This window comes from Martinezella sp. CNPSo 3957 (genome assembly GCF_057784395.1).
The window spans coordinates 1-12,800 of the sequence record NZ_JBXSOU010000009.1 but is presented as its reverse complement, the minus strand read 5'-3'; the positions used below and the strand labels follow the sequence as shown (position 1 = coordinate 12,800).

Sequence of the window (12,800 nt, the reverse complement as noted above, 5' to 3'; positions counted from 1 at the left end):
CCGCCTCGGGCATTGGCGGGCCGGATTGCAATGACCAACAGGAGAGACAGATGAAGCAGCCCTTCGGAGTGGGTCTTTTGGCCGCCACGCTGCTGGCGCTGAGCACCAGCGCCGCCTTCGCGGACTATCAGCTCAATATCCTGCACTTCAACGATTTCCATTCGCGCGTGGAGTCGATCAACAAGTTCGACGCGACGTGCTCCGCAGAAGAAGAAGCCAAGAATGAGTGCTTCGGCGGCGCAGCCCGGCTGAAGACCATCATCGACCAGCGCCGCGCCGCGCTTGCCGGCCAGAACGTCCTCGTCCTCGATGCCGGCGACAACTTCCAGGGCTCGCTGTTCTACACGACCTACAAGGGCGCTGCCGAAGTCGAATTCCTCAATGACATGAAGATCGATGCCATGACGGTCGGCAATCATGAGTTCGACGATGGCGAAGGCCCGCTTGCCGCTTTTCTCGACAAGGCGCAGTTCCCCGTCGTGACGGCCAATCTGGTGGTCGACGACCAGTCGAAGCTCGGCGAACGCATCAAGAAGTCCATCGTGCTCGATATCGGCGGCCAGAAGATCGGCATCGTTGGTGCGGTGACGACCGAAACACCGGAACTTGCCTCTCCCGGCCCGCATGTGAAGATCACCGACGATGCCGCCGCCATCAGCGCCGAAGTCGATGCCCTGAAATCGCAAGGCGTCAACAAGATCATCGCGCTCACTCATGTCGGCTATCCGCGCGATGTCGAGAAGATCGCCAAGATCGCCGGCGTCAGCGTCGTCGTCGGCGGCCACTCGCATACGCTCCTGTCGAATACCGATCCGAAGGCAGCAGGCCCCTATCCGACGATGGTCGACAATCCGGCCGGCTATAAGGTGCCTGTCGTACAGGCCGCATCCTACAGCAAATATCTCGGCGACATCGTCGTCACCTTCGACGACAATGGCGCCGTCAAGGACGCCAAAGGCGATCCGATCCTGCTCGATTCCTCCATCAAGCCCGATCCAACGATCCTTGCACGCGTGCAGGAGATGGCAAAACCGATCCAGGAACTGCGCAAGAAGATCATCGGCAATTCGCAGGAGCCGATCGAAGGCGCGCGTGAAGTCTGCCGCGTTCGGGAATGCTCGATGGGCAATCTCGTCGCCGATGCGATGCTCGACCGCACCAAGGCGCAAGGGATCTCCATTGCCATCCAGAACGGCGGTGGCTTGCGCGCCTCGATCGGCGCCGGCGACGTCAGCATGGGCGACGTGCTGACCGTACTGCCTTTCCAGAACACGGTTGCGACCTTCCAGCTCACGGGAGCCGACGTGAAAGCGGCGCTCGAAAACGGCCTCAGCCAGATCGACGACGGCGCGGGCCGCTTCCCGCAGGTTGCCGGCCTCAAATACAGCTTTGACAAGTCCAAGCCCGCAGGCAGCCGCCTGGTGTCCGTCGACGTTCAGGAAGGCACGGAATTCAAGCCGATCGACCCCGAAAAGACCTATGGCGTCGTCAGCAACAACTACATGCGCGCCGGCGGCGACGGCTATACGGTCTTCGCCAAGAATGGCAAGAATGCTTATGACTTCGGCCCCAACCTGGAATCGGTGGTCGCCGATTATCTTGGCGCGCACAATCCCTACAAGCCCTACACGGACGGCCGCATAACACAGATAGCCGCGGCAGCGTCGGCTGCGCAGCCGGAACCCGCAAAGCCCGCCGATACCACGCAGACAGCACCGGAGCAGAAGCCGGCAGCGGCCGCCACAGGTGGCGGCGGCACCTCATCCACGACCACCCCTCCGGCCTCCTCACCTCCCACGGTGACAACGCCAAGCACCACCATGCCGGCAAACCCGAGTGCGACACCGTCCGCTCCGCCAAAATCGGATCCGGCAGCCTCGACACCCGCCACCTCAGCTCCAGCGGCGGAAACCCCGGCGGCCTCCGCACCCACGGCCACAGCTCCAGCAACGGCAGCGCCGGAAGCCAAGGGCAACGAACCGCCAAAGACACCGACAACCCACGTCGTCGTCGCCGGCGACACGCTCTGGGATCTCGCCAAGACCTATTATGGCAGCGCCAGCCAGTGGCACAAACTCGTGGCCGCCAATCGCAACATCAAGCCGCACCACCTGTCGGTCGGTGAAAAGTTGAAAATTCCCGCCAAGTAAGACGATTTGTCTCGCTTACTCCAGCCGGTCCGGGCTTTCCCGGGCCGGCTTTTATTCTTATGTGGAGTGCTTCGTATCTTGAGAGGAATTCAATCGATGACAGCAGACCCGACCACGCTTTCACCCGGTCACCCCAGCGTGAAATACGGCAAGGTCGGCGTGCTGCTCATCAATCTTGGCACCCCCGACGGCACAGACTATTCCTCGATGCGCCGCTACCTGCGCGAATTCCTGACCGACCGCCGCGTCATCGAATGGTCGCGCTGGAAATGGTACCCGATCCTATTCGGCATCGTGCTCAACACCCGGCCGCAGAAGGTCGGCAAGGCCTATGAGACGATCTGGAACAAAGACAAGAACGAGAGCTATCTGCGCACCTATACCCGCAACCAGTCAGACCTGATGGCCGAGCGACTACGCGACCTGCCCAACGTCAAGGTCGATTGGGCCATGCGCTATGGTCAGCCTTCGATCGCCGATCGCATCCAGGCATTGAAGGATGATGGCTGCGAGCGCATCGTGCTCTTCCCACTCTATCCACAATATGCGGCGGCAACGACGGCAACCGTCAATGACAAGGCCTTCGAGAAGCTCCAAAAGATGCGCTGGCAGCCGGCAATCCGCACCGTCCCGCAATATCACGACGACGAGACCTATATCGAGGCGCTCGCCAATTCGATCACCCGGCACCTCTCGACACTGGACTGGCAGCCCGAAAAGATCATCGCATCCTTCCACGGCATACCCATGTCCTACTTCAAGCTCGGCGATCCCTATTACTGTTTCTGTCAGAAGACCGGCAGGCTGCTGCGCGAGAGGCTCGGCCTATCCGAAGATCAGTTCATGGTTACGTTCCAGTCCCGCTTCGGTCCTGAGGAATGGCTGCAGCCCTATACGGACAAGACTGTGGAAGAGCTTGCAAAAAACGGCACCAAGCGGATCGCCGTCCTCAATCCGGGTTTCGTCTCCGACTGCCTGGAGACGCTGGAAGAGATCGCCGAGCAGGCGGCTGAATCCTTCCACCACAATGGTGGCGAGAAATTCACCCACATTCCCTGTCTCAACGACAGCGAAGACGGCATGAACGTGCTGGAGAAGGTGGTGCGGCGGGAGCTGCTCGGTTGGGCATGACGAGATCGCCGGGATTGATCCCGGCGACGCAATCCTACTGGAGCTGCGGCTTTCTGAGGAAGCTGCCGCGGTCGGCGGATTTGACGCGCAGCCAGGCCTCACGGCCGTCGCGCAGTACGCGCATGGGGATCTCGGATCCAGCCGGGCCGCTCTCCCAGACCTTGCGATAGAAATCGGCGAGTCCATCGACCTCGCCATCGCGGATTTCGGAAATGACGTCGCCGCGACGCAAGCCAGCCTTGGCTGCCGGGCCGCCCTCGGTAACGCTCATGACGACGACTTCGCCATTGCTTTCGGCCGAGAAGGCCCCGAGCCAGGGCCGTGGCGGCTTGTTGACCCGACCGCGTTTGACCAGATCGTCCAGGATCGGCATAAGCAGGTTGATCGGCACGATCATGTTGATATCGGCGCTGTCGCCCTTTTCCGTCGCCATCTGCAAATGCAGCGAGCCGATGCCGAGAAGCTTGCCGTCCTCGTCGACAACGGCCGCGCCGCCCCAGGAGGGATGGGCGGGTGCCGTGAAGATCGCCTCGTCGAGCAGATATTCCCAATAACCGGCGAATTCCTGCTTGGCGACGATCTTCGCCTCGACGAACTGGCCGATCCCATCGGCGACGACGACTTCATCGCCGATCTCTGCCTTGTCGGTATCGCCGAATTCCAGTGCGGGCACATCGAGAGGCCCGAGCGCCTGCACGAGACCGAATCCGGTTTCCTGATCGTAAGCGAGCGCATGGCCGGGAACGACCCGGCCGCTATTGGTCGTGAGCCAGACCTCTTCCGCTTCGGTAATCAGATAGCCGATCGTCAGCACCAGACCGTTACCGCGGATGACAACACCACTGCCTTCCCTGCGGATGCCGAGCGTTGCCGCAGTAAAGGCGTCTTCCGGAATTGAGGCGTGCACGGCCACAACCGACCGCAAGGTCCTATCTAAGTTCATAGCTTCACCCTGATGATGCGCGATGGCTTGGCCCGAAAAGGCTGCGAGGCAGCGGAGCCGGAAATTCCATATAAGGTATGAATATCAATCGCCGGGCGCAAGACCCGTGCGACGATTGCTTGAGCGATGCCGCAGCAAAAGGCCCGAGACCATCCCCATTCCTCACTTGCCGAGAACATGCTAACCCACCACATCTGATTGAGCTGCCGTCTCATGAGCTCGCCCGAGTGGGGGACGCCGAACCGCAGCGGTTTAAGCGACGCGAGCCTGTTGAGGCGGCGCGTCCATGGAGGAGTTCGATGGTAGTGGGTGGTTTCAGCATCGTTGTGATTGCCTTGGTGGTCTTTGTCATTCTGGTGCTATTTGCAGGCATCAAGACCGTACCTCAGGGCTATCGGTATACAGTTCAGCGCTTCGGTCGCTATATCCGGACGCTGGAACCGGGGCTCAACCTGATCGTGCCCTTCATCGAAACGATCGGCATGCGGATGAACGTGATGGAGCAGGTGTTGGCCGTTCCAACCCAGGAGGTCATCACCAAGGACAATGCCAGTATCTCCGCCGATGCAGTCGCTTTCTTCCAGGTGCTGAATGCGGCGCAGGCCGCCTATCAGATCACCAATCTCGAAAGCGCGATCCTCAACCTCACCAAGACCAATATCCGCTCCGTCATGGGCTCTATGGATCTGGACGAGCTCTTGTCCAATCGCGATGCCATCAACGAACGGTTGTTGCGCGTGGTCGATGAGGCGGTAGAGCCCTGGGGCATCAAGGTGACACGCGTCGAAATCAAGGACATTCAACCGCCGAAAGACCTGGTTGACGCCATGGGCCGGCAGATGAAGGCCGAACGCGAAAAGCGCGCTCAGGTCCTGGAGGCGGAAGGTCTGCGCAACGCGCAAATTCTCCGCGCCGAGGGCGCGAAGCAGGCGGCCGTCCTACAAGCCGAAGGTCAGCGCGAAGCAGCATTTCGCAATGCCGAGGCGCGCGAGCGCCTGGCCGAGGCCGAAGCCAAGGCGACCCGCGTGGTATCCGAAGCGATTGCCGAGGGTAATGTGCAGGCGATCAACTACTTCGTTGCCCAGAAATACACCGAAGCCCTGACCGCGATCGGCTCCGCCAGCAATTCGAAAATTGTCCTCATGCCGGTGGAGGCGAGCTCCATCATCGGCTCGCTCGGCGGTATCGGCGCCATCGCCCGCGAAGTCTTCGGCGACAATGGCGACGGCAACGGCGTACCGCAACCGTCCCGTCCGCGCTCTGGTCCTGCGCGCACGACCCCCTCGATCAATCCGCTGCCGCCGAAGGAGACCTGACATGTTCGACAATCTCATCGTCGAACTCGGCCCCTGGAGCTGGTGGCTCGCCGGCCTGGCGCTGCTCGCCGCCGAACTCGTCCTGCCCGGCTTCTTCCTGGTATGGATCGGGCTCGCCGCGATCATCGTCGGCGCCTTGTCGCTTCTGTTTTGGGAAAGCAGCTTCTGGGTCTGGCAGGTTCAAGGGCTGGTCTTCGCCGCCACGGCGGTGATCGTCACTCTCATCGGCCGCCGCTATCTCTATAACAACAACCAGGTGACCGACGAACCATTCCTGAACCAGCGCGGAGCCAGCCTGGTCGGGCGCACGGCAACCCTCGAGCAACCGATCGCCGAAGGCCGCGGGCGCATTCGCTTGAACGATACCTATTGGACCGTCAGCGGACCGGACCTGCCTGTCGGCACCCGCGTCAAGGTGGTCGCCAGCAACGGCCGCGAGCTCACGGTCGAACCGGTCTGATCAGGCGACGCCGATCCGCAGCAGATCGTGGAAGTGTACGACGCCGATCGGCCGGCGTGCATCGTCTACGACGATCAGAGCCGAGATATTGTGGCGATTGAGCACGGCCATGGCGCTCGTCGCCAGCGTCGTTTCCTTGACCGTCTTCGGATTGCGGGTCATCACCTCGTCCACCCGCATCTCGGCGAGGCTCGTGCCGAGATTGCGGGCGATATCGCCATCGGTGACGATGCCGCAGAGGCAACCGTCATCATCGACCACGCCGACGCAGCCGAACCGCATCTTCGATAGCGTCATCGCCGCTTCCGGCATGCCGGTTCCAAGCTTGACGAGCGGCACACTGTCGCCTTTATGCATAATGTCAGCCACATGCGAGAGGCTGGCACCGAGCTTGCCGCCCGGGTGGAAGGTACGGAAATCTTCGGCCGTAAAACCGCGCGCCTCCAGCAAGGCGACAGTCAGCGCATCGCCGATGGCAAGCTGCAGCAGCGTCGATGTCGTCGGCGCCAGCCCATGCGGGCAGGCCTCCTGCTCCTTGGGCAGCAGCAGCACCACATCCGATTCGCGCGCAAGTGTAGAAGTCTCGCCGGCAGTGATCGCAATCATGGGGATCGAGAAACGGCGTGAGTAGCTGATGATGCCACGCAGCTCGGCGCTCTCGCCGCCCCACGATATGGCGATGATGACATCATGCTGCGTGATCATGCCGAGATCGCCGTGATTGGCTTCGACCGGGTGCACGAAGAATGCCGGCGTACCCGTGGACGCCAGGCTTGCGGCGAGCTTGTTGCCGATATGGCCGCTCTTGCCGACGCCGGTGATCACCACACGGCCGGAAATATCGCCTATGATTTCCACCGCGCGGCTGAAAGGCTCGGCCAGACCGTTGGTCAGTGCGCGTTCCAGCGCTTCCATGCCCCGTCTCTCGGTCTCGATCGTTCGCATCGCGGATTCGATCGCACCATTCTCGATGAGTCTTACAGCTCTCTTGTTCATGAGCGAGGCCTAACGCTTTTCGACAAATCTGTCCACCAAAGATCGACTTATGGCGATGCGACAGCCTGCAACGTCTTCCCGACAAATATTATCGAACCCATTCTTGTTGCCATCGCTTGGCAACCAACCGTTAACCATGCGCCTTTACACTTGGGTAAGAATTTAGGTCATTTCCAGCAGGGTCAGATATAAACAACATGGGCATCGGCAAGGACAAGGCGGGTCATGGTGCCCTCCGGCTGACGGCATGGGCAAGTTCCGCCCTGCTCGGCTGGGGTATCGCATTTGCCCTTCCACTGCCGATCCATGCGCAATCATTGCCGCCAGATCAGAACCTCGACGATACCTTGCCTGCCCCGACATCGGCTTCCTCGACGGATCCGAGCGCCGCACCCACCGCCGACAGCCAGGCAACCGCACCGGCAAACCAGACATCGACCTCCAGCGACGCGCCATTGAACGCGCCGCTGCGCCTCACCGGTATCGACCCCACGACCACCGGCTCGACGCTGGATAACGACCTGCGCCGCGTGAACCAGCGGGAATCTGCCGTCGACGGTCTGAAGGCTCGCCAATATCCGGATCGCGCAGACGTCCAGGGTATACCGCTCGGCACCTTTACCCTGCGCCCCTCGATCAATCAGTCGGTCAATATCGAGCGGGATCGCACCGGCGACGTCAAGAACAACCGCACTTTCCTGCAGACCGACCTGCGCAGCACCCTGACATCGGATTGGGATCGCCACGCGCTGACCATCACCGGCGAAGGCGTCTGGCAGAGGAACGTCGGCGGCACGGGCGAAGAGAAACCGACAGTCAATCTTAATGCCGACCTGCGCCTGGATCTTCCCGCCGACACGACGGCACATGTCACCGCCGGCTATCAATTCTACCGCGAAGACACGAGCGATCCGAATGCGATCGCCGGCGCCTCGAAACAGTCCGCTGTCAACCAGTATTCCGCTGGCCTCTCACTGGAGCGCGATTTCGGCCTGCTGCGCGGCACGACGGCCGTGGCGCTGACACGCAGCGTCTATTCCAACGCCGTGCTTTCGGATGGGACGACGGTTACCCTCAGCGACCGTAACCAGACGGCCGGAAGCTGGCGCGGCCGCATCGGTTACGAGCTGTCACCCGCCATCATTCCCTTCATGGAAGTGGATCTCGGGCGCGCCGTCTACGACCAGACGCGCGACAGCAACGGTTATGCCCGCTCGAACCAGAGCTATGGCGGCAAGGGCGGGGTCGAAGTCGATCTCGGTGAAAAATTCAAGGGCGAGCTGGGCTTCGGCTACCAGCACACGGAGTTCGACGATTCGCGCCTGAGTTCGGTCGACTCGCCGACGATCGACGGCAGCCTCGCCTGGTCGCCACAGCGCGGCACCGATATCAGTGTCGGCCTTTCGACAACGGTCCAGCCTTCAACCACGGCCGGTCTCAGCGGCTACACCGCTTACCAACTGACCAGCACCGTGGCCCATCAGCTGCGCGACGATCTCACCGCCAAGCTGACGGGCGGAACGATCTGGCGCGACTACCCCTCCAATGGCAGCGCCGCCGATGAAACCGAATATGACGCCGCCTTCGGCCTGACCTGGGGAATCAACCGTTACCTCGATCTCACCGGCAATGTCGGCTACCAGCTGACGACCAGGGACGTTGGCGACAGCACCCGTCAGCTTCAGGCCGGCATCGGTTTGACCGCGAAGCGTTGATAACCCGCACGTCGCTTTGAATAATTCTTTCGTTCAAACGAATTGAGGCCCGGCATATGCCAGGCCTCACCATATTGTCCGAAAGTTAGAGCGCCTAAGGCGCGTCGCGATCTTTCAGATTCGCGTCCCACGCTTTAGGTTTGATTTTGCGCATGTCATTGTCGCAAAACCGCTGCACACTTTTGCGCGACATGCTCTATTTCAGGGCCGCGATCAGCGCCTTGAACTCATCCTCGATAGTCGGGCGGATGTCGTCACGCGCCAAGGCAAAGGCGACGTTTGCGAGGATGAAGCCGTCCTTCGCACCGCAGTCGAACGTCTGGCCGCGGAAGTGGTAGCCGGCGAAATCCTGCGTCTTGGCAAGCTTCAGCATGCCGTCCGTCAGCTGGATCTCGTTGCCGGCGCCGCGCTCCTGGCTTTCCAGAATATGGAAAATTTCCGGCTGCAGGATGTAGCGGCCGTTGATGAAGAAGTTGGAAGGAGCCGTACCCTTGGCCGGCTTTTCAACCATTTCCGTGATGCGGAAGCCGCTGCCAATCGTCTCGCCGACGCCGACGATGCCGTATTTATGAGCCTGATCGGGCGCGCATTCCTCGACTGCGATGACATTGCCGCCGCTCTGCTCGTAAAGCTCGATCATGCCCTTCATGCAGCCCTTTTCGGCGCGCATGACCATGTCGGGCAGCAGCAGCGCAAAGGGTTCGTCGCCGACGATCTCGCGGGCGCACCAAACGGCATGGCCGAGGCCGAGCGGCTCCTGCTGGCGCGTGAAGCTTGCCGTACCGGCCTTCGGCAGCAGGCCGCTCAGCAGCGACAGTTCGGCATTCTTGTTACGCTGGCGCAGCGTCTGCTCGAGCTCAAACTGAATATCGAAATAATCTTCGATGACGTGCTTGCTGCGGCCGGTGACGAATACGAAATGCTCGATGCCGGCTTCCATCGCCTCGTCAACGACATACTGGATCACCGGCTTATCAACGACGGTCAGCATTTCCTTCGGCACCGCCTTGGTCGCCGGCAAGAACCGCGTCCCTAGTCCGGCGACCGGAAATACTGCCTTACGAACCTTCTTATGCTGTCCCACGCATACCTCCTGGGCATTAAATCAGTTGGCACAAAGCCATTCTAAAGGTCAGTAGATTAGATTTGCTACCGTTTTGCAAATAATGACTGACGCAAGCTTCCATGGTAAAGAATTTGTTGACTTCGTTCGTTTAGCGTCACGCATGGGCCGATGCCACACGCATCGCCGCACCGAAATCCAACGATTGATGGACAAGGCTGTAGATGACCGTAAACCGCAAACACTCCCTTCGTGGTCTCGCTCTGGCGCTCGCGCTCGGCGCCTTTGCGGGATTCCTTCCCGTTAACGCCAGCGCTGACCCTGGGTTCCAGAAATGGATCGCGGGCTTCTACGCTACCGCCGCAAAGAGCGGCATCACGCAATCGACCTATCGCAATGCATTTGCCGGCGTAACCGACCCGGACCCCACGGTGCTTGAAAAGGCGCAGTACCAGCCGGAGTTCAAGTCCCAAATCTGGGATTACCTCGACTCCCGTGTCAATCCCTATACGGTCGATATTGGCCGCAAGATGGCGGTTAAGTACGGATCCACACTGCGCACGCTCGAACAGCATTTCGGCGTCGATCGCAATATCATACTGGCCATCTGGTCGATGGAGTCGAATTACGGCGAGGTTCTCGCCAAGAACGATCGGCTGCATTATGTGCCCCGCGCGCTGGCGACCCTTGCCTATGCCGATCCGAAGCGCGCGAATTATGCCAAGAAACAGCTTATCGCCGCCCTGAAAATCCTGCAGAAGGGCGACATCTCGCGCAAGGACCTGAACGGATCCTGGGCCGGCGCTATGGGCCATACGCAGTTCATCCCGACAAGCTACCTGCTCTATGCAGTCGATGCCGATGGCAGCGGCCATGCCGATATCTGGAATTCCGTTCCGGACGCCCTGGCGACGACGGCCAATCTTCTCGCCAAGAACGGTTGGGATACCGGCCGGACCTGGGGTTACGAGGTGGTCGTACCACCCGGCGGCAATGCCCAGGCCGGCAAGACGCACACGATCGCACAATGGGCGGCTCTCGGCTTCGTGCGTCCCAACGGCAAGGGTTTCCGCAGCACCTCCGACCGCGCGCAGCTGAAGATGCCCGGCGGATCGAGCGGCCCCGGCTTCCTGATGACTGGAAACTTCTTCACCATCAAGCGCTACAATGCCTCCGACAGCTACGCCTTGGCAGTCGGCCTGCTCGCGGATCAGATTGCCGGCTATGGCGGCATGCAGCAATCCTGGCCCCGTCCGAGCGGCACGCTCGACGTCAAGCAGAAATTCGAGCTGCAGACGCGTCTGAAAGAACTCGGCTATTATGACGGCGTGGTCGACGGCAATTTCGGCTCGGGCTCGAAGGCCGCCATATCAGCCGTCCAGCAGCGCATGGGCATGGATGCGGACGGTGAGCCGTCAATGAACCTGCTGAAAGCATTGCGTAAGTAGGCCGCCTCGAGCGAATCCGGGACCGCCGGACGATGAAATCGTCCTTGTGCGACCCGGACTCGTCAGCGGAAAAGAAGCGATGATGAAACACCCTACGCGCGCGACCAAGGCAACTCTAAGGATTGTTCTGACGGCATTCCTCGCCGCCGTCATCGCGCTTGGCTGCCTGCCGAACATGGCCGAAGCGCAGGAGCGGCCGCGGCGGAACCTGTTCGACATGCTGTTCGGCACCCGCGAGCCCGATTATCCGGACCAGCCAATGGAGCAGCCGCCGCCACGGCGCAAGGTGCAGCCGAAAAAGCGTCCGACCCCGCCGCCGCGCCAGCCGGTCGCGCAGCCGGAAACGCCGCCGCCCGCCGAAAAGCTTTCTGACGCCAAAACCATCCTCGTCGTTGGCGATTTTCTGGCGAGCGGCCTGGCCACCGGGCTGGAAGATGCCTTCTCTACCTCCCCCGGCGTCGTCGTCCAGTCCCGCGGCAACGTCGCCTCCGGTCTCGTGCGGCAGGATTATTACAATTGGCCGCAGCAATTGCCCGGGATGATCGACCAGCTGAAACCGGCCATGGTCGTCGTCATGATCGGTGCCAACGACCGCCAGCAGATGATCGGCGACGGGCTGAACGAAAAATACGGAACCGACCCGTGGTTCCTCGCCTATGAAGAACGCGTGCAGCAATTCGCCAAACTGGTAACGAGCCGCCATATTCCGCTGCTCTGGGTTGGCCTACCTTCTTTCGGCTCAGATCAGTTGACCGCCAGCGCGGTCAAGCTCAACCAGATCTACCAAAGCCAGACCACCAGCGTCGGCGGCGAGTTCATCGACATATGGGATGGATTTACCGACCAGAATGGCGAATTCATCGTGACCGGTTCCGATATCAACGGTCAGCAGGTTCGACTGAGAACGGCCGACGGCGTCAATCTGACGGCAGCCGGCAAGCGCAAGGTCGCCTTCTATCTGGAGAAATCCGCACGCCGGATCCTGGGTGATCAGGCAAGCCCCGACATCACGCGCCTGGACACCAGCAATCCGCTGCCGGCGCAACAGGCCAATCTTCCGGGCGCGGAGCCGGAAAAGATCACCCGCACCCAGCCGATGAGCCTCTCCGATCCCGATCTCGACGGCGGCTCGCAGCTTCTCGGCAACAGCCCTGCCCCCGCCATAACCACTTCATCACCCCGCGATCTTCTGGTCGAGAAGGGCCTTATGGACCCGGCGCCAGTCGGCCGCGTGGACGACTACAGATTGCCTGGATCGGTCGCGCGGTAAGCGGCGCGGATGCGGTTTGACAACGCCGCGCCTCGCCAATAGAAGAATTGCATGAGCACCAAAAGCGCAGATCAGATCGATCGTTACCGCACCTGCCTGCAGGCGGCGGTTTTGCGCGCTTTCTCCGGCCGAGGTCTCCGCGTCCAGTCGTGACGGCCGGAGGCGTTGATGCGTCCGGCGGCTGCTGGACGTAAAGCCCTCAACCTCTAGACATCAACGTTGCCCATGGAGAATGGCACGTGCTCAATATCTATAACGTCAATTCGCTCGTTCACTGGGAAGAGCGGGACATTAAATTGCGCGACGCT

Annotated in this window: 10 protein-coding genes; 7 read left to right on the top strand and 3 right to left on the bottom strand. The window is 61.0% G+C overall.

What is annotated here, in order from left to right; translation table 11 throughout:
• The first annotated feature begins 50 nt into the window (after positions 1-50).
• Positions 51-2,150 carry a 5'-nucleotidase C-terminal domain-containing protein gene (locus tag AC13QE_RS20430; RefSeq protein ID WP_488485022.1) on the top strand — a complete coding sequence of 700 codons (2,100 nt, stop codon included), beginning with the start codon at positions 51-53 and terminating at the stop codon, positions 2,148-2,150.
• A gap of 96 nt (positions 2,151-2,246) precedes the next feature.
• Complete coding sequence (hemH, locus tag AC13QE_RS20425) at positions 2,247-3,281, top strand: ferrochelatase (protein WP_488485021.1); 1,035 nt, start codon at positions 2,247-2,249, stop codon at positions 3,279-3,281.
• 34 nt (positions 3,282-3,315) lie between these two features.
• On the opposite strand, the gene AC13QE_RS20420 is transcribed toward hemH, so the two are convergent.
• Positions 3,316-4,224 (bottom strand): S1C family serine protease, encoded by a 909-nt coding sequence (locus tag AC13QE_RS20420; RefSeq protein ID WP_488485020.1) that lies wholly within the window; start codon positions 4,222-4,224, stop codon positions 3,316-3,318.
• Positions 4,225-4,523: 299 nt separating this feature from the next.
• On the opposite strand from AC13QE_RS20420, the gene AC13QE_RS20415 reads away from it, so the two are divergent.
• Together AC13QE_RS20415 and AC13QE_RS20410 are read left to right on the top strand one after the other, a co-directional pair.
• Entirely contained in the window at positions 4,524-5,540 is a 1,017-nt protein-coding gene (locus AC13QE_RS20415) for an SPFH domain-containing protein (protein ID WP_488485019.1), read from the top strand.
• A 1-nt stretch (position 5,541) separates the two neighbouring features.
• Positions 5,542-6,000 (top strand): NfeD family protein, encoded by a 459-nt coding sequence (locus AC13QE_RS20410; protein WP_488485018.1) that lies wholly within the window; start codon positions 5,542-5,544, stop codon positions 5,998-6,000.
• On the opposite strand, the gene AC13QE_RS20405 is transcribed toward AC13QE_RS20410, so the two are convergent.
• Positions 6,001-6,996 (bottom strand): KpsF/GutQ family sugar-phosphate isomerase, encoded by a 996-nt coding sequence (locus AC13QE_RS20405; RefSeq protein WP_132717524.1) that lies wholly within the window; start codon positions 6,994-6,996, stop codon positions 6,001-6,003.
• Between the two features lie 197 nt (positions 6,997-7,193).
• Here AC13QE_RS20405 and AC13QE_RS20400 point away from each other — a divergent pair, with 197 nt between their 5' ends.
• Positions 7,194-8,711 carry an outer membrane beta-barrel protein gene (locus AC13QE_RS20400; protein ID WP_488485017.1) on the top strand — a complete coding sequence of 506 codons (1,518 nt, stop codon included), beginning with the start codon at positions 7,194-7,196 and terminating at the stop codon, positions 8,709-8,711.
• Between the two features lie 196 nt (positions 8,712-8,907).
• Here the strand turns inward: AC13QE_RS20400 and galU are convergent, their stop codons facing one another.
• Positions 8,908-9,795 (bottom strand): UTP--glucose-1-phosphate uridylyltransferase GalU, encoded by an 888-nt coding sequence (galU, locus tag AC13QE_RS20395; RefSeq protein WP_132717526.1) that lies wholly within the window; start codon positions 9,793-9,795, stop codon positions 8,908-8,910.
• Positions 9,796-9,998: 203 nt separating this feature from the next.
• Between galU and AC13QE_RS20390 the strand changes: the two genes are divergently transcribed.
• Both AC13QE_RS20390 and AC13QE_RS20385 read left to right on the top strand, forming a co-directional pair.
• A complete protein-coding gene (locus AC13QE_RS20390) occupies positions 9,999-11,222 on the top strand; it encodes a lytic murein transglycosylase (protein ID WP_488485016.1) in 1,224 nt (407 codons plus the stop codon).
• A 79-nt stretch (positions 11,223-11,301) separates the two neighbouring features.
• Positions 11,302-12,492, top strand: a complete 1,191-nt coding sequence (locus AC13QE_RS20385; RefSeq protein ID WP_488485015.1) for an SGNH/GDSL hydrolase family protein — start codon at positions 11,302-11,304, stop codon at positions 12,490-12,492.
• The last annotated feature ends 308 nt before the right edge of the window (positions 12,493-12,800 follow it).